The 23683-nt window shown below is 66.8% G+C and carries 15 protein-coding genes; 9 read left to right on the top strand and 6 right to left on the bottom strand.

Translation table 11 applies throughout. The features are described from left to right. The first annotated feature begins 75 nt into the window (after positions 1–75). From ACEN9G_RS14120 to ACEN9G_RS14090, 7 genes are all read left to right on the top strand, one after another. Positions 76–1152, top strand: coding sequence for an AI-2E family transporter (locus ACEN9G_RS14120; RefSeq protein WP_413337511.1), 1077 nt, complete (start codon positions 76–78; stop codon positions 1150–1152). Positions 1153–1393: 241 nt separating this feature from the next. Next, entirely contained in the window at positions 1394–1930 is a 537-nt protein-coding gene (locus ACEN9G_RS14115; RefSeq protein ID WP_413337512.1) for a gluconokinase, read from the top strand. Positions 1931–2003: 73 nt separating this feature from the next. Continuing rightward, the gene (locus ACEN9G_RS14110; protein WP_413337513.1) at positions 2004–4973 is read left to right on the top strand and encodes a TonB-dependent receptor plug domain-containing protein; all 2970 of its coding nucleotides are present in this window, start codon (positions 2004–2006) and stop codon (positions 4971–4973) included. Between the two features lie 13 nt (positions 4974–4986). Then, positions 4987–6309 (top strand): gluconate:H+ symporter, encoded by a 1323-nt coding sequence (locus tag ACEN9G_RS14105; protein ID WP_413337514.1) that lies wholly within the window; start codon positions 4987–4989, stop codon positions 6307–6309. A gap of 6 nt (positions 6310–6315) precedes the next feature. Beyond that, positions 6316–9339, top strand: coding sequence for a glycosyl hydrolase family 28-related protein (locus ACEN9G_RS14100; protein ID WP_413337515.1), 3024 nt, complete (start codon positions 6316–6318; stop codon positions 9337–9339). Next, positions 9329–10234 (top strand): alpha/beta hydrolase, encoded by a 906-nt coding sequence (locus tag ACEN9G_RS14095; RefSeq protein WP_413337516.1) that lies wholly within the window; start codon positions 9329–9331, stop codon positions 10232–10234. The genes ACEN9G_RS14100 and ACEN9G_RS14095 overlap by 11 nt, the downstream gene beginning before the upstream one ends. 10 nt (positions 10235–10244) lie before the next feature. Continuing rightward, entirely contained in the window at positions 10245–11009 is a 765-nt protein-coding gene (locus tag ACEN9G_RS14090) for a ThuA domain-containing protein (RefSeq protein WP_413337517.1), read from the top strand. Positions 11010–11238: 229 nt separating this feature from the next. Here ACEN9G_RS14090 and ACEN9G_RS14085 read toward each other — a convergent pair whose 3' ends face one another. From ACEN9G_RS14085 to ACEN9G_RS14065, 5 genes are all read right to left on the bottom strand, one after another. After that, positions 11239–12378 (bottom strand): IS4 family transposase, encoded by a 1140-nt coding sequence (locus ACEN9G_RS14085; RefSeq protein WP_413346176.1) that lies wholly within the window; start codon positions 12376–12378, stop codon positions 11239–11241. Positions 12379–12639: 261 nt separating this feature from the next. After that, on the bottom strand, positions 12640–13476 hold the full coding sequence (locus tag ACEN9G_RS14080; RefSeq protein ID WP_413342653.1) for an alpha/beta hydrolase: 837 nt from the start codon (positions 13474–13476) through the stop codon (positions 12640–12642). Positions 13477–13560: 84 nt separating this feature from the next. After that, entirely contained in the window at positions 13561–16218 is a 2658-nt protein-coding gene (locus tag ACEN9G_RS14075; protein WP_413342655.1) for a TonB-dependent receptor, read from the bottom strand. A gap of 149 nt (positions 16219–16367) precedes the next feature. After that, positions 16368–19820 carry a glycosyl hydrolase 2 galactose-binding domain-containing protein gene (locus ACEN9G_RS14070; protein ID WP_483126715.1) on the bottom strand — a complete coding sequence of 1151 codons (3453 nt, stop codon included), beginning with the start codon at positions 19818–19820 and terminating at the stop codon, positions 16368–16370. Positions 19821–20029: 209 nt separating this feature from the next. Continuing rightward, positions 20030–21340: an outer membrane protein assembly factor BamB family protein gene (locus tag ACEN9G_RS14065; protein WP_483126714.1), complete on the bottom strand. Its 1311-nt coding sequence runs from the start codon at positions 21338–21340 to the stop codon at positions 20030–20032. 114 nt (positions 21341–21454) lie between these two features. Between ACEN9G_RS14065 and ACEN9G_RS14060 the strand changes: the two genes are divergently transcribed. Continuing rightward, positions 21455–22117, top strand: a complete 663-nt coding sequence (locus ACEN9G_RS14060) for a response regulator transcription factor (protein ID WP_413381243.1) — start codon at positions 21455–21457, stop codon at positions 22115–22117. Next, the gene (locus ACEN9G_RS14055) at positions 22101–23453 is read left to right on the top strand and encodes an ATP-binding protein (protein ID WP_413344275.1); all 1353 of its coding nucleotides are present in this window, start codon (positions 22101–22103) and stop codon (positions 23451–23453) included. The genes ACEN9G_RS14060 and ACEN9G_RS14055 overlap by 17 nt, the downstream gene beginning before the upstream one ends. On the opposite strand, the gene ACEN9G_RS14050 is transcribed toward ACEN9G_RS14055, so the two are convergent. Beyond that, complete coding sequence (locus ACEN9G_RS14050) at positions 23437–23646, bottom strand: DUF4287 domain-containing protein (protein ID WP_413344277.1); 210 nt, start codon at positions 23644–23646, stop codon at positions 23437–23439. The two genes, ACEN9G_RS14055 and ACEN9G_RS14050, sit on opposite strands and share 17 nt — an antisense overlap. Between the last annotated feature and the right edge of the window lie 37 nt (positions 23647–23683).

Raw genomic sequence — 23683 nt, 5'->3', positions numbered from 1 at the left:
CGCCAGCGAAGAAGGCCTGGCCGTATCATCATGACAAGGCCCGCCGCCGTGGCGGGTTGCTGACAGGGAGACGCCGTGTTCGGTATCGATGCGCGTACGGCCCGCGTGGTGTGGACGGCCGCGCTGGTGATTGCAGGACTGTATGGTGTCTTTCTCGTGCGGACGACGCTGCTGGTGATGCTGATCGCCGTGCTGTTCAGCTACCTCATCTATCCGCTGTTCGTGCTGGCCCAGCGTGTCGTCGGCGGCCGCGTGCCGCGCACGCTCCTGCTATGCCTCGTCTACCTCGTCGTGGTCGGGCTCGTCGCGCTGGCCGTCGGGCTGTTCGGCAACACGGTGGCCGAGCAGGCGACGGCCCTGGCGCAACAGTTGCCGACCCTGCTCGATCCCGCCACGCTGGAGCGGCGCCTGCCGCTGCCCCACCTGCTCGAACCCCTGCGCGCGCGCCTGGCCGCCTTCCTGCGCGACCTGTTGCAGGGCGGCTCGGCGGAGGCGATGCCGTTCGTGCGCAACATCGGTTTCGGGCTGATGCACCTGGCCGGCAACCTGATCTACGTCATCGTCGTCCCGATCCTGAGCTTCCTGATGATTTTGCAGGCGCATGTCTTCGACGAATTGCGCGTGGCGATGCGCCACCGCCGCAACGGCGCGTTCTGGACAGACGTGCTGCACGGCCTGAACGCCTTGCTGTCGAGCTATGTGCGGGCACTGGCCCTGCTGTCGCTGGCGACGCTCCTCGCCTACGGTCTCGTGCTGTCGCTGATGAGGGTGCCGTTCGCACTGCTGCTGGCCGGCGTCGCGGCCGTGCTGGAAGTGATTCCCGTGCTGGGGCCGCTCGTCGCGGCGGCGGCCATCGTCGGCGTCGCCCTGTTCAGCGGCTACGAGCACGTGGGCTGGATCATCGTCTTCATCGGCGGCTACCGCGTCTTCCAGGACTATATGTTGAGCCCCTGGCTGATGAGCGAGGGCGCGGACGTGCCGCCGATCCTCGTCGTGTTCGGCCTGCTCGCCGGCGAGGAACTGGCCGGCGTGTCCGGCATCTTCCTTTCCGTTCCCTTCCTGGCCGCGCTACGGATGTTTGTCGTGCAAATGCGCCTGCATCGGACCAAGGTCACGACTCCGCCAACGTCCGGTGATGCAAACGTGTTGTAAACGCCACACGCTCTCCCATGATGCCGCCGTGCACAACTGATAGCGCTATCAGTCCAATTTTCCCAGTTTCCCTCTGAGGGAACAGCAATATCCCGATCATTTCATGCAAATTGCATGAGCCGCCCCCTGCAAGGTTTGCTCCGCAACATGAATAACACTTTACAAACCCGCCGCCTTATTGAAGACTTGGCAAAAATGATAGCGCTAACGGTCGCTGTGAATTGACAGAAAGAGAGACAGAATGGCATCACCAAGCGATGTATCCAATCCCTCGGGCGAAGGCCGCCGCTGGGTCATCATGGGCGTCTGCGGCTGCGGCAAGAGCACGATCGCTGCCGCCCTCGCCGCGGCGTTCGACGTCGCCTTCCTCGAGGGCGACGCGTATCACCCGGCACCCAACGTGGTCAAGATGTCGGCCGGCGTCCCGCTGACGGACGACGACCGCGCCGGCTGGCTGCAAGCCCTGGCCAACGAGATCGGCGCCGCGCGCGAACGTGGCACGGGTGTCGTCGTGTCGTGCTCGGCGCTCAAACGCCGCTACCGCGACCTGCTGCGCCAGGCCGACCCGAACCTGCGCTTCGCCCATTTACATGGTCCGCGCGGCACGATCGCGGCGCGCATGCAGACGCGCATCGGCCACTACATGCCGATTACCCTGCTGGACAGCCAGCTGCGCGACCTCGAGCCGCTGCAGCCGGACGAGGCCGGCATCACGCTGGACATTACCCAGCCGCCAGAAACCCTGGTGGCCAGCGTCATCGCATCGATCAATCAATAAGTCAGTCGTCGCACCCGGCCCAGCCGCCCATCCGAGGCGGCATGCCGACCACATGAGAATAATGGAGACTACCATGCGTACACCACTACAACGCACCCTCATCAACCTCGCCGTCGCCAGTGCCTGCGGCATGCTCGGCGCCGCCCATGCGCAGCAAGCCGAACCGGCACAACAGCCGGCGACGGATGCCCAGGCAACCCAGGCTCCTGAAGCCACTGCCGCCGTCCCGGAAGCGAACGTCGTGCGCATTTCCGGCTCGCGCATCGCGGCCCGCGGCTTCACACAGCCGACGCCGACGACGAGCCTGTCCAGTGCCGACCTCGAAAAGGCCGCGAAGCCGAACCTGTTCAACACGCTGGCCGAACTGCCGGCGCTGCAGGGCAGCACGGGCCGCACGACGAGCACCAACAGCACCTCGAGCGGCATCCAGGGCCTGTCCTCGCTGAGCCTGCGCGGCCTGGGCACCATCCGGACCCTGACCCTGCTCGATGGCCAGCGCGTCGTCGGCGCGAACGTCACCGGCGTCACGGACGTCAGCCAGTTCCCGCAACTGCTGGTGAAGCGCGTGGACGTCGTGACGGGCGGTGCGTCGGCGTCGTACGGTTCCGATGCGGTGGGCGGTGTCGTCAACTTCATCACGGATAAAAAATTCACGGGCTTCAAGGCCAATGTCGAGGGCGGCCAGACGCGCTACCACGACGACAAGAGCGGCACCCTGCAGGCCGCCTGGGGCAAGGGCTTCATGGACGACCGCCTGCACGCGACCGTCAGCGGCGAGTTCAGCAAGGAAAACGGCATCGACTCGCCGGGCTTCGGCGAAGTGGGCGCGGGCGGCCGCACGTGGTACCGCAACACGGTGTTCCAGCGCCGTCCGCTGTCGCAGACCACCGACGGCAAGCCGGAATACATGGCCATCGACCACGCCCAGCAATACCAGTATTCGAAATACGGCCTGATCACGAGCGGCCCGCTGCAAGGCACCGCGTTCGGCGACGGCGGCGTGCCGTACCAGTTCAACTACGGCTCGAACGGCGTGCCGACCGGCACCGGCCAGGTCACGAACTGCGTGAATCCGTTCTGCGTGGGCGGCGACCTCTCGGGCAGCGTGGGCGCAGGCACGAATCTCGCGATGAATTTCAAGCGCCAGGTTGCCTACACGCGATTGTCGTGGGACCTCGACGCGGATAACGAGATCTATTTCACCGCGAACTATGCGCAAGTAAAATCGCACTTCTCGCCGAACCCGGGCGCGGCCAAGCAGGCCAACCTGACGATCCAGTGCGACAACCCGTTCCTGCCCGCCTCGATCGCGGCGGCCTGCGCGGCCAACAACATCAAGAGCTTCCAGTACGGCACGGCGAACGCGATCTTCCCGGAGAACATCAACGTCCACCCGACGCGCACGCAGCGCCGCTTCGTCGTTGGCGCGGACGGCAGGTTCAACCTGTTCGGCAAGGAGTGGTCGTACGACGCCTACGCGGAACACGGCGAGAACACGACCAACATCAACGTCCACGACATCACGCTGAACACGCGCTACAACAATGCGATCGACGCCGTGCGCGATGCCAGCGGCAAGATCGTCTGCCGCAACGCCGTCGCCGCCGCGAACGGTTGCGTGCCGCTGAACATCATCGGCAACAACCCGGTCGATCCGGCCGCGTGGGGCTATGTCGCGCCGGGCGCCGGCCCGATCCAGCGCACGACGCAGAGCCAGGACGTGGCCAGCGCCAACTTCAACGGCGAGATCTGGGAAGGCTGGGCGGGCCCGCTGTCGATGGCGACGGGTGCCGAATGGCGCCGCGAGAAGTACGACGTGCACGGCGATCCGTACGGCGCCGGCGTTTCCCCGGATTCGATCGGCGGCGCAGCCTACCCCGCCGACCCGACCCTCAACAGCACGGTCGGCAACAACTGGTATGCCGGTAACTATCACAACGGCGCGGGCGCGTACAACGTGCGCGAGGCGTACGTCGAGCTGAACCTGCCCGTGCTGAAGTCGGACACCTGGGGCGAAGCGAACCTGAACCTGGCCGACCGCCAGACCAAGTACAGCACCGCCGGCAGCGTCAGCAGCTGGAAGATCGGCGCCACGTGGAAGACGCCCATCGACGGCCTGCGCTTCCGCGCCGTCAGCTCGAAGGACGTGCGCGCACCGAACCTCTCCGAACTGTTCGCGGCGCCGGTCGTCGTCAACAACCAGGTGCAGTACCAGGGCAACACGGTCAGCGTGCAGCAGCGCACCGTCGGCAACACGAAGCTCCGTCCGGAAATCGCGCGTAATAACTCGTTCGGCATCGTGCTGAGCCAGCCGAGCTGGGCGCCGGGCTTCTCGACGTCGCTCGACTACTACGACATCAAGGTCAACGACGTGATCTCGACCTTGTCGATCCAGCAGGAAGTCGACCTGTGCGTGGCCGGCAACCAGGAGATCTGCCAGGCGATGGAGCTGAACAGCCCGGGCAACAACTACGTCACGGTGCAGAACTTCAATCTCGCTTCGCTGCATTTGAAAGGCTTCGACATCGAGTCGGCGTACCGCACGAACCTCGATAAATTCAACCTGCCGGGCCGCTTCACCGTCCGCGCGCTGGCCACCCGCACGCTGCACTTCATCACGGATTCGGGCGTCGTCGGCACGATCCCGTCGGAAGGGGCTGGTGTCAACCTGGGCAACACGCCGAAGTGGAAGCTGCTCGCCACGCAGTCGTGGGACAACGACAAGTTGAGCCTGACCCTCACCGAGCGCTGGTTCAGCGACGGCAAGTACAGCAACGAGTACATCGAGTGCCAGACGAACTGCCCGGTGTCGACCTTGATCCACCCGACCATCTACGACAACAAGATGAAGGGCGCGACCTACGTCGACTTCGGCGGCAGCTACAACGTGTCGAAGCAGATGATGGTCTACTTCAAGATCGACAACCTGGCGGACCGCGATCCGGAACCTGCACCGCAGGCCAACCCGAGCTTCGCGATCAACCCGGCCCTGTACGACGTCGTGGGACGCACCTACCGCGCCGGCCTGCGCTACAACTTCTAAACGGAGGCCGGCCATGTGGAACCTGCTGTCAGTACTACTGGCGGTCGGCCTGCTGACGGTGATGATCGCGTGGGGCAAGATTCAGCCGCTCCTCGCGTTCGTCGTCGCAGCCATCGTCGCCGCATTGATGCTCGGGATGCCTGCCGCGAAGATCCCGGGCGCCATCGAAAAGGGGATCGGTGACCTGCTCGGGTCCCTGGTCGTCGTGATCTGCCTGGGCGCCGTGTTCGGCAAGCTGATCGCCGACAGCGGCGCGGCCCGGCGCATCGCCATCAGCCTCGTCGACCGGCTCGGCATGGCGCGGATCCCGGTGGCGATGACCGTCACCGGCTTCGTCGTCGGCATGCCGCTGTACTACAACGTCGGCTTCGTGCTGATGATCCCGCTGATCTTCTCGCTCGTGTACCAGTCCGGCCGTCCGGCCGTGGCGCTGGGCATGCCGCTGCTGGCGGGCCTGTCGATCGCGCACGGCTTCCTGCCGCCGCACCCGTCCGCGACGGCGCTCGTCGTCGCCGTGCACGCGGACATGGGCAAGACGCTGCTGTATGGCCTCGTCGTCGCGATCCCCACGCTGATCATCGCGGGGCCGATCTTCGCCATGTCGCTGAAACACATCCGCGGCGAGCCTGCGCCGATGTTCCGCACCGCGCAGCAGGCGATTCCCGACAGCGAGCTGCCGGGCACCTTCAACAGCTTCTTCACCGCGTTGCTGCCGGTCGTGCTGCTGGGCGCCCTCACGCTCGTCACCTTGATCCGCCCGGACCTGTCCAAGCCGCTCGCGTTTCTATCCAGTCCGCTCGTCGTGATGCTGCTGTCGTACGCCGTCGGGGTCGTGACGCTGGGTATCGGCCGCGGCCAGCCGTTTTCGAAAGTGACGGACAGCGCCGCGGGCGCCCTGCGCGAGATCTCGCCGATCCTGATGATCATCGCCGGTGCCGGTGGCCTGAAGCAGGTGCTGATCGATTCCGGCGTCAGCGCGGAACTGGGCACGCAGCTCGCGCACATGCCCGTGCATCCGCTTCTGCTCGGCTGGGCCGTGGCGACGCTGATCCGCGTGTGCCTGGGCTCCGCCACGGTGGCCGGCATCACGGCGGCCGGCGTCGTCGGGCCGCTCGTGGAAAGCTCCGGCGTCGACCCGAACCTGATGGTCCTGGCCGTCGGTGCCGGGAGCCTGATGTTCAGTCACGTGAACGATTCAGGCTTCTGGATGTTCAAGGAATACTTCGGCCTGTCGCTGAAGGATACGTTCCGCTCATGGACGATGATGGAGACCCTCGTCGGCGTGTTCGGACTGCTGTTCGTGATGTTGTTGTCGCTGTTCGTCACTCAAGGATAACTATAAATGAAGACTACGCTTTCAACGATTCCTGCCGCATTGGCGCTGGCGTTCGTACTCGCCACGCCCGCATCCGCCGCCTCCGTATCGGCTTTCCAGACCATGCCGGAAGATCCGCGCGCCGTCGTCGTGCACGCGAAGGGTGACGGCAAAACGGACGACACCGCCGCCATCCAGCAGGCCATCGACGCCGCCGCCAACAAGGGCGAAGGCGGCGTCGTGTTCCTGCCGTCGGGCCGCTACCGCATCACGAAGAGCATCCTGATCCCGCTCGCCGTGCGCGTGTACGGCGTGGGCGCGACGCGTCCCGTGTTCGTGCTGGCGCCGAAGACGCCGGGCTTCCAGCAGGGCGTCGCCAACATGGTGATCTTCACCGGCGGCGACCAGTACACGGTGGGCAAGGTGCCGATGCCCGTCGCGGGCGCCGTCGGCGCGGACAAGGACGTGCGCGACGCGAACTCCGCAACCTTCTATTCCGTGCTGTCGAACGTCGACTTCGAGATCGGCGACGGCAACCCGGCCGCCACCGGCGTGCGCATGCACACGGCGCAGCACTCGAACCTGTCGCACATCGATTTCCATATCGGCAGCGGCCTCGCCGGCGTCTACCACGTCGGGAACATCGCGTACGACCTGAAATTCCACGGCGGCCGCTACGGCATCCTGGCCGAAAAGACGTCGCCCGCCTGGCAGTTCACGCTCGTCGACGCGACGTTCGACGGCCAGCGCGACGCCGCCATCCGCGAGCACGAGGCCGGGCTCACGCTGGACAACGTCGACATCCGCGACACCCCGGTCGGCATCGACATCGACCGCGGCTACGGCGACTGGCTGTATGCGAAGAACGTCCGCTTCGAGAACGTCGCAAAGGCCGCCGTCGTCATCAGCAACGAGGACAACGTCTACACGCAGATCGCGTTCGACCACGCCAGCGCGAAGAACGTGCCGACCTTCGCGAAGTTCCGCGACAGCGGCAAGACCCTCGCGGGCGCCGGCCGCGCGTACGAGGTCACGGAACTCAACTACGGCATGAAGCTCGATCAATTGGGCACACCGGGCCGCTTCACGACCAACTACAAGACGGCGCCTTTGAGCGCCAAGGTCACGCCGCAGCGTGTGCTGAAAGCGCTGCCGCCGTCGAAAGAATGGGCCAACGTGCACAAATTCGGCGCGAAGGGCGACGGCCGCGCGGACGACACGGCCGCGATCCAGAAAGCCATCGACAGCAACCGCGTCGTGTACCTGCCGCAGGGCTTCTACATGGTCAACGACACGATCCGCATGAAGCCGGACACCGTGATCGTCGGCCTGCACCCGGGCCTGACGCAGCTCGTGCTGCCGAATGGCTCGCCGCTGTTCCAGGGCGTCGACACGCCGAAGGCGCTGCTGGAAAGCGCGCGCGGCGGCGCCGGCATCGTGTCCGGCATCGGCCTCGCGACCGGTGAGGTCAACAACCGCGCCGTTGCGCTGCTGTGGCGCGCGGGCGAGCAGTCGCTGGTCGACGACGTGCGCATCCAGGGCGGCCACGGCACGCGCCTGTACGACGGCACGCGCGCCGATCCGTACAAGAAGACGGAGCGGTGGGATACGACCGCCTGGTGGGACCGCCAGTACCCGAGCGTCTGGGTGACGGACGGCGGCGGCGGCACGTTCACCGGCATCTGGTCGCCGAGCGGCTATGCGCAGGCGGGCTTCTACGTGACGAACACGAAGACGCCGGGCCGCGTGTACGAACTCTCGGCCGAGCACCACATCCGCAACGAGATCGTGCTGGACGGCGTGGAGAACTGGTCATTCTATGCACCGCAGACCGAAGAAGAAGTCCGCGACGGCATGGATTCCGTGTCGCTCGATATCCGCAACTCGAAGAATATCCTGATCGCGAACTACCACGGCTACCGCGTCACCCGCTCCATCAAGCCGGCGGTGACGGCCGTGCGCATCGCGAATTCCAGCGACATCCGCTTCCGCAACGTGCACGTGAACGGCGAAAGCGGCTTCGCCACCTGCGACGAGAACGGCTGCACGACGTATGCGCGCGCGTCGAAGTACCCGTACGAGAACGCCATCACCGACGTCACGCACAACATCCAGGTGCGCGAGCGGGAATTTGCGATCCTCGACTACACGGGCAAGCAGACGGCCGCGCCGGCACCGCTGGGCAAGGTCGAGAAGGTCGCGGACGGCTTTTATTCCATCGCCGGCGCGGCCGTCGACGCCAACGGCAAGCTGTACTTCATCGATCGCCACTTCAAGCGCGTCCACGCATGGAGCCATGACCGCGGCCTGGAGATCGTGCGCGACACGCCGCTCGACCCGATCAACCTCGCCATCGACCGCAGCGGCAACGTGATGGTCGTATCGCACTACGGCGCGAGCGCGAGCGTGTATGCGTTCAAGCCGGACGTGCCGCCGACGCCGGAAGGCTACACGATGATCAAGCCGACGGCGGTCGCAGCGCGTGCGGATGCGCGTGTGGCCATTCCCGTCAACTTCTGGCAGAACGGCGAGTTCCAGGACCAGATCGATCCGAAGACCTACGAGTTCACCACCTTGAGCGAGATGTTCGCGCGCGACGTGGCGAAGCCGAAGGCGCAGGAATACGTGTCGCCGGACGGCAGCCTCGTGCTCCCGGCATGGCGCGTGACGCGCCAGGGCCCGACGGACCACCTGGGCTACCGCTGGTCCGACACGCTGGACACGCACGGCTTTACCAGCGCCCGCGTGGGCGAGCGCGTGATCTTCACGAACGGTTCCGAGAACCGCACGTTCAGCGGTCTCGTGGGCCAGGGCGGCGCCATCACGGACCTGAAGCAGGTCGCCGACCGCGGCGGCGAAAGCGCGACCTTGGGCCCGGACGGCAATGTCTATGTCGCCAACGGCCAGGTGTTCATCTATGGTCCGGACGGCAAGGAACGGGGCCGCATCGACGTGCCGGAGCGTCCGCTCCAGCTGATCTTCGGCGGCGCCGACAAGCGCACGCTGTTCATCCTCACGCACCACAGCCTGTACACGAGCCATGTCGACTAAGCGCCTTTGTGTGGCGATGCTGCTGGCGCTGGGCTGCGCCGGCAGCGCCTGTGCCCAGCAGGCCGTTCAATTGTGGCCCGACGGCGCGCCCGGTTCCGAAAAGCGTCACGGCGAGCCCGAGAAGCTGACGGACGGGGCGTACGTCAGCAACGTGCACGACCCGTCGCTGACGGTGCTGCGCGCCGACCCGCGCCATGCGAACGGCGCGGCGATCGTCGTCGTGCCGGGTGGCGGGCATCGCATGCTCGTGTTCCAGAACGAGGGCGTCGTCGCGGGCAAGCTGCTGAACCGCATGGGCGTGACGGCCTTCGTATTGAAATACCGGCTGGCGCGCGATCCGGATTCCGCCGGCTACAGCATCGAAGGCGACGGCGCGGCCGACCTGCGGCGCGCCGTGCGCTGGGTGCGCGCGCATGCGGGGGAATACGGCATCGACCCGCAGCGCGTGGGCATCATGGGCTTCTCGGCGGGCGGCGAACTCGTGTCGCTTGTCGCCGACAATCCGGAGCCCGCGCCGCGCGGCAAGACGGATGCGCTGGACCGCCAGAGCGCGCGCCCGGACTTCCAGGTGCTCGTGTATCCCGGGCCGCTGGGCTCTCCCGCGAAGGCCGTGGACGGTGCGCCGCCCGCGTTCCTCGTCGCGGGCTCGCGCGACACGTGCTGCATGCCGCCCACCATCACCCTGTACCAGCAGCTCGTGAAGGCCGGCGTGTCGGCCGAGCTGCACCTGTACGCGGACACGGACCACGCCTTCAACGTGGGCCAGCGCGGCGAACGCATCTCGCTGCAGCACTGGCCGGATCGCCTGGCGGACTGGCTCGCCGACGGCGGCTGGCTCATCCCGCGCAGTATCGGGAGTCATTCGCGCAAGCCGGAAGGCGTGCCCGCACCTTGAAAGGATCCATATGAAACGTATCGCATCGGCGCTGGCCGTGGCCCTGCTGGCCACGCCGGCCGCGTGGGCGGCGGACGTCCAGTACAAGCTGCTCGTACTGGCCATCCCCAACAAGTACCACTACGAATACATCCCGATCGCGCGCGAGAGCCTGGAAAAGCTGGCGAAGCTGCACGCGTTCGACTTCACGTACACGAACAAGCCCGAGGCGTTCGACGGCGATTTGAAGCAGTACGCGGCCGTCGTCTTCCTCAACACGCCGGGCGAGGAACTGAACCCGGCGCAGCGCGCGAAGTTCGAGGCCTACATGCGTGACGGCGGCAATGCCGTCGTCGTGCACCGCGCTGCCATCACGCCGCCGAACGGGTGGGTATGGTACGAGAAGCTCGTCGGCCGCTCGTTCAAGACGCACCCGATGCTGCAGACGGGCGCCGTCGACGTCGTCGATAAAACGTTCCCGGCGACCTTCGGCATCCCGCCGCGCTGGATCTGGAGCGACGAGTGGTACGAGACGACGAACCCGTACAAGGTCGCCATCCACCCCGTGCTGAACATCGACGAATCCAGCTACGACGTCACGAAGATCTGGCCCGGCCAGGTGTCGACGGGCATGGGCCGTGACCACCCGGTGTCGTGGTACCACACGGTCGAGAAGGGCCGCGTGTTCGTCACGCTGCTGGGCCACAACGGCGACATGTACCGCGACCCACAATATCTCGCGCACCTGATGGGCGGGATCTGGTGGGCAGCGACGGGCCGGGGCCAGCAGCGCTGAAAATTCGGGGCAGAAAATTCGGGGTCAGAGCACATTTCCGACCATATTCGGGGTCAGAGCACATTCCGGGTCAATGTCCGGGTGAACAGTGCTTCTCCTAGATTGGAGCAATCGGGACGCCATTCACGCCGGTCAACACGCCGGAGCTGGCTGAAGCTCCGAAAGATCTTGCTTTGAAGATTGTGTCTCAAAAAGTGCTCTGACCCTGAGCCTTCCCCTCAAATTTTGCTCAGATGTCATAGGTAAGCATCATGGAAGTCAGCTCTGACGATGCGTCGGCAAGCTGACTTCGTGTCAGCTTGGTTGCGTGAGGCTCGATCAGCCAATGGCGTGCCAACGACAGGATTGACAGCGTGGTTGCTGCCTTTTTACGGCTGCCGTATTCAATGCGGTACCCGGCGCACCTGACGGCCAAGCCAATCAACCACAGAGCAAAGCCAAGTAACGCCGCGATGAGCAGTAACGCAGCCAAACGTCGAGGTTTTCGCGTTTGTGCAGTAGTCAGTCCCATACCCCATTGCGCATTCTTGAGATCCCGGAAAGTCTGTTCGATCTGCATGCGGCACCTGTACAAGTCGACCACGGAGTCGGCGCTTAGCCGGGATAGCGATGGTGAGGAAGCCAGCAGCCACGGTTCGCGTTGCGAGGCCTGATTCTTGATACTGTGACGGCTGCGCGCCTTTTTGCCAAAGGCGGTCTTGCGCTGACGCCCCTTGCGCGGCTGCTTAATGAGCACGAGACGGCACGCCACTGGATTGGAGCGGACATAAAGAAAATCTCCCAGGTCGCGTGCCTTTCCCTTGGTGTCGGCATAAAGCTGTTTGCATCTGCGCCAAGTACATGAGCCGCTCTTTTTCACCATGTCGCGGTTGCGGATGCGGCCGACCCACGCATAGCCAAGCTCATTCAGCATCTTGAACCATGTGGCCCGAAAACCTGCGTCGCTAATGATGATGGGCTGGCACCCAGGCGGAAGCACCGAGCGCAAATTCTTCATGAAAGCCCGGTGAACCGAAGCGGCGCCATACAGCTCGGTCGGATGCACTTCCTCGTAGATGACCAAGGCTCGTCCACGAACGATCAATGCGGCACGCAGAACGTGCTGGCTTACGTCATTCAGCAAATTGGACCAGTCGACGATGATGCAAACACGCACCTGCTCGTGCAAGGCGCGTCGGGCCAGCGCTCGATACGCTAACAGGCGCTCAGAAGCTAGTTGCGGATTACTCAGCAATCGATCGCAGCGCTTTATGCGATGACGCAAACTAGTCTGGCCAGTGATCGCCTTGCCCATCTTCACCACACCGAGACCGCCACGGGCCGCAGCATCAGTCATCGCCGCCAAACACTCGCGTCGCTTGGCGTGCATGGATGGGCACTGCGCTTGAAGTAACTCCTGTATGATCCGCTGTGCATGCATGGCCTGTTCCCCTTTGTTCGCAGTTGGTAGCTACGAACGAAAGGGCTAACACAGCCATGCATGCGCCGTTTTTGGGATTGAAAGTTAACAGCTTCCCAAGCTGTTTACAACAAAAATTTGAGGGGAAGGCTCAGGCTCTGACCCCGAATTTGCGGCGAAATGTGCTCTGACCCCGAATTTATGTGGTGGGCTGTTTCAGGGCCAGCGGCGTCAGGCGGCACTGTAGAAGGACAACCAGTCTTCCAGCCGGCTGCGCCAGAACTGCGCGTCGTGGCCGCCGCTGCCCATGTGGAATTCGCTGGCGGCGCCGAGCACGGCCTGCATCGCTTCGTCCTGCTTGCGCAACGGATCGCGATCGCCGACGTCGAGGTAGAAGCGCAGGCCGCGCAGGTCGGCGTGCTGCGCCAGCAGCAGCGGATCGCGTTGCGCGCGCAGCGCCGGCGTCGGGTACAGCCAGTCGCGCTGGCCGGTGAACTGGTCCGCGCCGCTGTAGTCCCATAACGCGGCGCTGTGCGCGCCCACGCGTGAAAACATCTCCGGGTGGCGCAATGCGAGATGCAGCGCGGCGAATCCGCCCATCGACACGCCGCCGATGCGCCGGTCCGCGCGCGTGGCCGTCACGCCGAGCCGTGATTCGACGGCCGGCAGCATCTCCGTCATCAGGTAATCCTCGTACAGGCCGATCGTGCCGCCTGAGGTCTGCGCCCCTTGCGCCGGCGTCGTGTTCACGCCGAAGCCGTTGTCGTAGTCGGGCGCGGCGATGACGAGCGGTGTGCCCAGCCGGTCGGCCGCGCGGTTGATGGCCAGGCCGGCATCGAAGAATGCCGCGCCGTTGCCGCCGAAGCCGTGGAACAGATAGAGGATGGGATGGCGCGCGCCGCCCGGCGGCAGGTACAGCGCGACGTTCATCGTGCGCCCGAGCGCGCGGCTCGCGACGGCGAAGGTGTCGACGGTGCCCGCCGGTGCCGCGGGACCGGGCGCGACGGCCTGCTGAACCGAAGCGTTGCCGCCCCCGCAACCGGCCAGGCAGGCAGCCGTGGCAAGCAAAAAACACCGACGTTCCATCCGTGGCCTCCCATGAGCACCGGCTCATTCTAGCCACGAATGGAACGGGCTTTCTTCACGCAGTCTTCAATAATTGAAGCCCGCGCGGATGCCGAACATGCGCGGCTCGACGTAGGTGGCTTTCATGAAGCCGCCCCACAGCGAATCGCTGCTGGTCTTGGCGCGCTTGTCCGTCACGTTGCGCACGTACGCTTCCGCATACCAGTTGCCGTCCGGGGCATCCAGGCGTGCCGACGCATCCGCCAGCGCATACGCGGCCTGGTAGCGGCCGATGCCGGCCCAGTCCGTGTTGCGCAGGTCGAAATAGGCCTTGTCGCGCCAGTTCACCTTCACGTACGGCGTGAGGCGGTAGCCGCCCGGCAGCTCGAACTCCTGCGAGAAGTTCAGGTAGACCTGGTACTTCGGCGTGTTCGGCAGGTGGTTGCCGTCGATGTCGTACAGGCGGCGGCCCAGCAGGGACTTGTCCGGACCGTTGTAGATGGCCGGGCAAGGCTGGACGCCGAATTCCGCGCGCACGTCGCCGCACTGGTAATCGTCGCTGTAGTTGTAGAAGCCGTGCACCTTGGTGTCGATGAAGGCGAAGCCGCCGCCCACGCGCGCGCCGCGCCACGGCTTGTAGTCCCACTCCAGTTCCAGGCCCGGGATGCGGGTGTCGCCCACGTTGATCGTGCGCCAGGATTCGTACACGTCGCACTTGGGCTGGTCGGCCGGGCAAGGCAGGCCGTTGTCCGGGATGATCTGGTTGACGAAGTAGTTCCCCGTCAGCTGCATGTCCTTGTAGCGCATGTAGAAGGCGGTGGCCGAGAGGCTCAGGCGGTTGTCCAGGAAGCGGCCCTTCCAGCCCAGCTCATAGTTGGTGACGGTCTCCGGGCCGTACGGCAGGAACGTCGCCTCGCCCGGCTTGCCCGTCGCGGCGCACAGGTGGTAGTTGCAGCTGTCGACCTTGTCCGCGAAACCGCCCGCCTTGTAGCCCGTCGAGACCGAGGCATAAGCCATCTGGCGCGGCGTGATCTGGAATTGCAGACCCGCGCGCCACGTCACCTTGCCCCAGGTTTCCTTGTGATCGTTGTTGGTCGCGTTGGCGTAGCCGGCATAGGCGATCGGACCGCCGCCGGCCCAGCCCATCTGCTGCGTCAGGTCGGTCCCGTCGTGGATCGTAAAGCCCGGCGTGCCCGGGATGCCGCGGTCGTACAGGCCGCGGTAATAGGCCGGGTTGCCGATCCAGTTGGCGCCGTACACCTTGCCGCCCTTGTCTTCCTTCGAATCGCGGCTGTAGCGCGCGCCCAGCGTGGCCGTCCACTTCGGCGCGAAGCTCCAGTCGGCCTGGCCGAAGATGGCCTTCGAATCGATCTGGCGATTCGGCTGCGCGTACACCACGCTGCCCGGGTCGCCGAACGGTTTCTGGATCGCTTCCGTCATCTCGTAGTCGATGCGGTTACGCTCGTGCATCCAGAACAGGCCGGACACGTATTTCAGGGAACCCAGCTGCTGCTTGAGCTGCAGTTCGTGCACGGTCGACAGGTAGCGCGAATCCGCCGTGCGGTGCCACGTGTCGCGCAGCGGCCAGGTGCCCCAGTTGCCGTCCTTCGTATTTGGGAACGGGGCGATGTCGGCCCACGACGGCGCGTTCTGCAGGCCCAGGTCGTCGTCCGAGATCTGGCTGCGGCGCTGGTCGGCGACGGCGAAGTTGTAGCTCACCGACGTGCGGTCGTTGACGTTCCAGTCCGCGCCCGCGCGCACCGTGCGGATCTTCATGTCGGTCTGGCCCGGCACGTTGACGTTGATGTAGAACTCGTCGTTGGTGCAGGCATAGCGCGTGCCGACGCCGGCGCCGCAATCGCGGAAGAACGCATAGCCCGCGCCCGAATCCTGGAAGTGCTCGTACGCGGCGTGCAGCGTGAGATCCTTGTTGACGCGCAGGAGGGCCTGCAGGCGCGCGGCCCACTCGTTCTGGTTGGTGTAGTAGTCGGACGGGCGGACCTGGCGGTTGTAGCGCATGTCGACGTCCGGCACGCCGTTCGGGATCCAGCCTTTCGACGGCACGTTCGCTTCCGACAGGTCCTGGTGCTGGTCGGCGTAGCCGTCGCGGCGCACGCGCATGAAGGAGCCGCGCAGCGCCAGCTTGTCGTTGACGACGACGTTCTGCACCCAGTTGACCTGCTTCTTGTTGTAGTTGCCGAAGTCCGTCTCGACGCGGCCGTAGTTGCCGTTGAAGTCGGGCTTCGCGGTGATGACGTTGACGCTGCCGCCCGTCGAGTTACGGCCGAACAGCGTGCCCTGCGGACCGCGCAGCACTTCGAGCTGGTCGATGTCGAACATCAGCGCCTGCGCGCCCTGCGGCCGCGGCGAGTACAGGCCGTCGACGTGGAAGCCCACGGCCGGGTCGCCCGTCTCGGTGAAGTTGGTCGACGTGATGCCGCGGATCGTGATCTGCACGCCGTTGTCGAGGCCCGAATCGATGGTGACGTTGGGGATGTCGTTGGCGAGGTCGCGGATGTTGGTGGCGCCCTTGCGGGTCAGCTGGTCCTGCGAGAACGCCGTCACCGCGACCGGCGTCTTGAGCAGCGAGGTGCTGAAGCGGGTGGCGGTCACCGTCACTTCCGGGATCGTGTCGGCGGATTGTGCCGGCTTGGTGTCGGCCTGCGCCCAGGCGGGCATGGCGGCGAAGGCGCAGGCACTGGCGACGGCCATGCTCATGGCCGTCCGTTTGATTGGATGCAGCATCATATCTCCTTGGTTTTTTGAATTCTGCGTGCCGGCGAACCGGACACGTGTCGACGAGTATTTCAACCAGGATTCGTAAAATCAAAGAATTTCGCCGGACACCTTTCAGTTTCTTCGTCTTTACTAAACAATCAACTTGTCGCGCAGGTTCAAGGCTGCGCGGCGTCCACCGCGACAGCTTGTTCCGGGCCATTCCAGGCGCGTACGGCGACCTTCAGCGCGCCTTGTCCGCCGCTGAATTCGGCGCTGACGGTGCGGCTCTCGCCCGGCATGAGCGCCACGTAGTTGTCCGACCAGTACACGGGCAGCACGCGCGCGCCGGCCGCGTCGAGCAGGGTCAGTTTGGTGTTCAGCACGGGCACCTTCGACGGATTGGTCAGCGTGACGTCCACCCTCCCTTCCGTACGGGCGGATGCGTGCACGGTCACGGGCACGCCGGCGAGCGTATCGAGGCCGCGCTGGCGCTCGGGGCTCGTCGACGGCCAGTACACGTTGTCCGACAGCGTGCGGCCCGCGCCGTCGGTCAAGGTCAGCTTCACGACCAGCAGGCCTTCGCGCGCCAGCAGCGGCGCGATGCCGAGGTCGATCGGCCCCGACGTGGCCACGCCGGGGACACTGACGGTGGCGGCGCCGCGGCCCGCCAGCCGGCCGTCGACGGTCCAGGCCTCGAATGCGACGCGCGCATTGTCCAGCGGCGCGGTCGGGTTGTTGATGACGTCGACCGCGTGATCGGGCAGGTTCAGTTGCACGTGCACGGGTTCGGACGCGTGTTTCGTGCCGTAGTAGGCGGCGTGCGTATCGTAGTCGTGGCTGAGGATCTGCCACATCGTGCTCGGCCAGGCCGGCTGCGTCATCCACAGCATGCGGCCGCTGTTCTCGCGCCACAGCCCCGCATTCATGCCTTCGAAGATCGCGCGGTGCGATTCGTAGTTCATCAGCTGCGCCTTGCGCTCGAAGTCGGCCAGCGACGCCGGCGCGCCGTACTGCCGCTCGAGCGCCTTCATGAACGGTTCCACGCGGCCGTTGCCGCTGGGGTGCCAGTCGTGGTACGCGGCGGTATCGCCCAGCGGCCAGCGCTCGGATGCCGGCACCGCGGCCTCGAACGCCTCGCGCGTGGGGAACGACGGCGTGCCCACCTCGACGGCGAAGCCCTTGCCGTGCGTCGTGAAATACGTTTCCGGCGGCTGGTAGTCGTACGGGCCGCTGTTCTGCAGGTTCACGCGGTTCGAGCTGCCCGTGTACCAGCGCGTGCCGTCTTCCGCGTAGATCAGCGCTTCCAGCTTCTCGTTCAGCGCCGGCTGCGGGACGCCCTCGTTGCGGCCGAACCAGGCGACGATCGAGGGGTGGTTGCGGAAACGGCGCACGACGTCGACGGCGTTCGCCATGAACAGGTCGACGTCCTGCGGCTCGATGTTGTAGTCCTGTGTCGAGGCCCAGAAGTCGTTCAGCACCATGAGGCCGTATTCGTCGGCCAGCTCGAAGAACGTCTCTTCCGTGTTCTGGCCGACCCAGTTGCGGATGATGTTCACGTGGGCGTCGCGGTGCAGGCGGAAATACGGTTCCAGGCGCGCGCGGTCGACGCGCTTCATGAAGTCGTCCATGCCCCAGTTGCCGCCGCGCGCCGCTATGCGCACGCCGTTGACCTTGATGACGAGGTGCGGCGCGAGGCTGCCGGCATCGGCCAGTTCGCGGATCGCGGCCGTGCCTTCCGCTTCCGCACGCAGGCCGGTCGCCCACTGGTTGCCCGCGACCTTGCGCAGCGCCTCGTGGCGGGCGTCGGTGATGCGCACGCCGAGCGCGTGCGCCCTGGTGAAATCGGCCTCCACGCGGCGCAGGTGGCCCGTGCGGTCGACCAGCGACAGCTCGTAGGTCACGCTGCGGATGCCGAACGCGGTGCGCGCATGGTCGGACAGCGCCGCGCCCTGCAGCACGTCGACGTCGAGGTCGTGCAGCTCCGGCTTGCCGTAGCCGTTCGGCCACCACAGCCGCGGCTGCTTGACCTTCAGCGCGGCGAAGTCGTTCGATGCGAAGCGCACGGTGTGCGTGCCGGGCGCCACGTCCAGCGTGCGGCTCACGACGATAGGCTGCATCGATCCCGCCCGGTCGCGGATGGTGGCGCGCACGGTCGCGCGCACGGTCTTGTTCGACAAATTCGTCAGCGGCACCTCGATGCCGACGTCGGCCTCGCGATGGTCGTCCGCGAGCGCGGTGATCACGTGCGCATCGCCCACGCGCACGTCGCCCGTGCTGCGCAGGACGACGTCCTGCCACAGGCCCGTGTTGCGGTCGCGGACGGACGGGATCCAGTCCCAGCCCTCGGTGGCGATGAAGGTCGGGCCGTCCTGCGCCTGCACGCCGCCGTTCTCGCCGACGCCGGCCGCGACGGATTCCTCGTGCGCGATGCCGGGATGCGGCGGCGGCGACACCTTGACGGCGATGACGTTCTCGCCTTTCGGGTTCAGGTACGGCCCCAGGTCGACGCTGCCGCGCACGAAGGCGCCGCGCGTGGTGCCGGCGCGGCGGCCGTTGACCCAGATCGCGGACGCGTAATTGATGCCCTTGAACGTGACGAACAGGTGACGGCCGGGGCGGTGGCCGCGCGGCAGCGCGAAGCTCGTGCGGTACCACCAGTCCTGGCGGCTGAGGCTTTCCGGGATCGCGAGGTTGTCGAGGCCATACGCCGGACTCGGATAGACGCCGCGGTCGACCAGCGTGGTGAGCACGGTCCCCGGCACCGTGGCCTTGTACCAGCGCGACGCGTCATAGCCCCCGCTGGCGATCTGCTGCGCGGATCCCGGTGCCTGGTCCGCCGATTGCAGCGTCCACGCACGGATCGTCCATGCGTTCGCGCCCCGCGGTTCCAGCGCCGGCCCCGCATAGGCCGGCACGGCGACGGGCTGCGACGGCGGCGTCGCGCTGTGCGGCAGCGTCCACGCATCCTGCGGCACGAGCTGGCCGGCCATCTGGCGGGTCTGCAGCGGCCAGTGGGGGCTGCCGGTCTCGAACACGATCATGCCTTCGTTTGGCGGCGTCGCCGCGAGCCGTGCGACGGCCTGTGCGTCGTCCCCCAGCGTCAGCCCGGCCACGCGGCCCGCGAACGCGGCATCGGTCCCCGTGCGCGGTGCGATCGCGATCTGCGCGGCGGCCGCTGCGCTGCCTTGCACCTCCTCCCGCGCCACTTCCCTGCCGTTCGCGTACAGGACGACGTGGCGGCCGTCCCGGCTGGCCGCCACATGGGTCCAGGCGCCGGCGGGCAGCGGCACGCTGCTGCGCACCGGCGCACCCGCGCCGCAGAAGGCCAGCGTGCCGTCCACGCTGCACAGGTAGCCGATGCCGTCCGCGCCGGCCAGCAGCACCGTCCCGCGCGTGGCCTCCGACGGCTTGAACCAGCCGCCGATGGCGACGCGCTGCGCCGCCAGCGTCACGCCGGCGGGCGCCTTCTTGACCAGGCCGTCGGCGGCGGCCGGGAATTCGGCGTTGAACGGTCCCCACGTGGCCGCGTGGACGGTAGATGCCGCCAGCAACACGGCGGCGAGCAAGGCGTTCGAAAGGCGGGGTGGGCGTGCGACGGGCGTGGGCAGGCCCGAACTGGCGTGGCGCATGATGGTCTCCGGGATAGGCATGAAGTCCCGGCGCGGACGGCCGGGATCGTTATGCGGCGGATTCTGCATCCGCCCGGAGGGAGGGTCAAACGCCGGAAAGGCTTTGCGGCGCTGTTTAGCGGCGATTACTAAACTGGCCGCGCTTGATGGTCAAACGATGCCGCCCGCCGCGCGGACAGCGGCGTGCGGCGTTTTAGTAAAGCCGCCCGTCAGCGCTGCGGTTCGAAGAACAACACCTCGCCTGTCGCGGTGGCCGCGATCAGCTGGCCGTCGTACCAGGCCGGCGAACCCTCAAAGGCACCGAGGCGCTTGACGTATTCCATGGCCGAGTACAGCGCATGCGGTCCGCCCTCGTACATGTGCTTCGTGTCCAGCTTGCCCGTGGCCGTGTCGATCACGCGGCCATCGTTCACGGCAAGCGCATCGCTGCGCCACGACCAGCGCGCGCGCCCGGTCGCCGCGTCGAGCGCGTGCAATTCGCCCTTCATCGACGCCGCCACGACGACGTCGGCCACGCGCAGCGGCGACGCGAAGGTCCACACCTTCGTTTCGAAGCGGTAGCGTTCGCGGCCGGTGCGCTTGTCCAGCGCCAGCAACAGGCCGGTGTCCGACGTGCCGACGTACACGCTGTCGCCATCCACCGCCGGCGTGCCGACGACCCAGCTGCCCTGCGCGTCGTAGCGCCACTTCGGCTGGCCGCCCACCGCATCGAGCGCGTAGAAAAAGCCGTCGCGCGAGCCGACGTATACCGTGTCGCCATCGACGGCGGGCGATGCCTGGATGCCGAACATGATGCTGGTCTTCTGCTCGACGCCCGTCTGGTGGCGCCAGCGCTGCTCGCCCGTCTGCGCATCGAGCGCATACACGGCGCCGTCCCAGCTGCCGACGACGATGTTGCCGCCTGCGAGCGCGGGCGACGAATGCACCATGCCGCCCGTGCGCCACGCCCACGCGAGCTTGCCGTCTTTCGCGTCGAGGGCGTACACGTGGCCGTCGCTGCTGCCGACGTAGACCTTGCCGTCATGGACCAGCGGCGACGACAGGTACAGGTCCCACGGGTCGGGCACGGGCTGGCCGTCGCGCGGCATGCCGAACATGCCGTGGGCGGCGAACACCGCCTCGCCCTGCGTGCGGAAGGTCCATCGCGGCGAGCCGTCGTCCGCCTTGAGCGCATGCACGCTGCCTGCGCGGTCGAGGAAGTAGACGGTGCCGTCGGCCACCGCGGGCGTCGACGCGATGCCGCCGCGCGCGTGATACAGCCACTGCAGGGTACGCGTCTTCGCGTCGAGCGCGTACAGGTTGCCGTTCTCCGCGCCGACGAACACGCGCCCCTGCGCCGCCACGGGCGACGCATGGATCGCCGCGTGGACGTCGAACCGCCCCGCCAATCTGAAACCCTTGATGGCACGCGTCTCGCCGGCCACGCGGCCGGTGTGCGCGGGGTCGCCCATGAACATGGGCCAGTCGGCGGCGAACGATGGGGTGGCGAGGAAGGCAAGCAGCAGGGCAAGGCGGCGCATGGGGGTTCCTGACGTTGGGATGCCGCCATTCTAGAGGCGGGAAGCGCCTGCAATCTTCAGGGAGGCTTCACGGCCGATAGGCGCGGCGGCGGCGCGTCGCTATACTTGCGCTCCATGCGACTCCTACTCGTGGAAGACGACCTGGCGCTGGGCCGCGCGCTGCAGTCGGTGCTGCACAACGACGGCCATGACGTCACCTGGGTGCGCCTGGGCAGCGACTGCGCGCGCCTGCTGGACGAGCGCCGCCACGACGCGCTGCTGCTGGACCTGGGCCTGCCCGACGGCGACGGCGTCGCCCTGCTGCGCCGCCTGCGCGCGGCCGGCCACGTGCTTCCCGCCGTCCTGATCACGGCGCGCGACAGCCTGCAGGACCGCCTCGACGGCTTCGACGGCGGCGCCGACGATTACCTCATCAAACCCTTCGACATCCCCGAGCTGCTGGCCCGTCTGCGCGCCGTCGTGCGCCGCGCCGGCGGCGCGCAGGCCGACGCGCTGTGGCAGGTCGGCGACCTCGCCATCGACGCACGCAGCATGAGCGCCACCTGCCGCGGCGCGCCCGTGAACCTGTCGCGGACGGAGTTCGCGCTGCTGCACGCGCTCGTGCGCAACCCGGACCGCATCGTCACGCGCGCGGAACTCGAACAGGGCGTGCTGCCCTACAGCGAGGGCCAGACGCTGGACGTGCATATCTCGAACCTGCGCAAGAAGATCGGCGACGGCTACATCCGCACCGTGCGCGGTGTCGGCTACATGGTGCGCCATGACGGCGACCGCTAGCATGTCGCCGCCGAAGTCGCTGCTGCGTCGCCTCCTGATCGGCTTCATGCTCGTCATGCTCGCCATCTGGCTGGCGGCGCTGGCCCATATCGTGAAGCAGGTGAAGGTCGACAAAGTGCGCCAGACGGCGGCCGTCAACCGGGCCTGGACGCGCCAAATCATGCTCAACATGCAGTCGCTGCCACCCGACCCGGCGGCGCTGGCGCGCATCGGCCAGCGCATCGAAGACCTGCGCCTGGACATGTTCCGCGAGTTCGGCTACCCGACGCAGGCGCGCATCCGCGTCTGGCTGGGACGGCAGCTCGCGTACGATTCGGCGCCGGGCGCGCCGCTGGACGACGGGTGGGCGCTCTGGACCGAACGCGACGCCACACGCGGCATCACGGTGGAGCGACGCGAAAAGCCCGACAGCGACTGGGTATTCACCCCGTCGGCCGCCAATTACCTGCTCTCGCCGCTGGTCTACAGCCTGCCGTTCATGCTGCTGCCGGCATGGCTCATCGTGCGCGTGGGCCTGCGCCCGCTGCGCGAGGTGGCGCAGGCCCTCGAGGCGCGCGGTGCCGCCGAGCTGGCGCCGCTGCCCGCGTCGCCCTATCGCGAACTGGCCCCGGTCGTGGATGCGGTGAACCGCCTGATGCGGCGCCTGTCCGAACGGCTCGCGCGCGAACAAGAACTCCTCGCCGACGCCGCGCACGAGCTCAAGACGCCGCTGTCGGTCGTGCAGCTCAATGCCCACCTGCTGGAAGCGTCCACGGACGCGGCCCAGAAGACCGAAGCCGGTGCCGGCCTGCGCGAAGGGGTCGCACGCGCCACGCACGCGGTGCACCAGCTGCTCGCCTTCGAACGGGCGCGCCAGGAATCGACGGACGCGCCGCTGCAGGACCTGGACCTGGCCGCGCTGCTGCGCGAACGCATCGCCGTGGCCGCGCCGCTGGCGCTGCAGCGCGGCGTCGACATCGAATTGCACGCGCCCGCTCCGATCACCCTGCCGCTGCACCGCGAAAGCATGGCCGCCCTGCTCGACAACGTGGTCGGCAACGCGATCAAGTATTCACCGGACGGCGCGCGCGTGGACGTGTGCCTCGACGCCGGCCCCTGCATCACGGTGTCGGACCAGGGTCCCGGCATCCCGCCCACGCTGCGCGCGCGGGTGTTCGAACGCTTCTACCGCGTGCCGGGTCAGGACCAGGCGGGCAGCGGCCTGGGTCTCGCGATCGCGGAACGGGCCGCGGCCCGCAACGGCGCCCGCATCACGCTCGACGGCCGCCCCGATGGGCGCGGACTGGCCGTGCGCATCGCGTTCGGCGACGCCGGCTGCGCTACGCCTTCGCCATGAATGCCGCGACCAGCGCGTTGGCGTGACCGTGGCCCAGCTGGTGGTCGTTCTTGAGGTGGGCGACCAGCTCCATGTGCTTGCGCGGACCCGCCTGTTCCAGGACCTGCATCCAGTGCGCGATCGGCTTGCCGTACTTCTTTTCGATGGAGGGGAAGTACGAGGCGGGGCCTTTTACGGTGTCTTGCGTTGTCATGTCGGTTCCTTGCGGTCGTTGTCGAGTCGAGTCTGCT

The sequence above is a fragment of the Massilia sp. Masssp94 genome, assembly GCF_059491305.1.
This window is presented reverse-complemented; position numbering and strand designations above follow the sequence as displayed.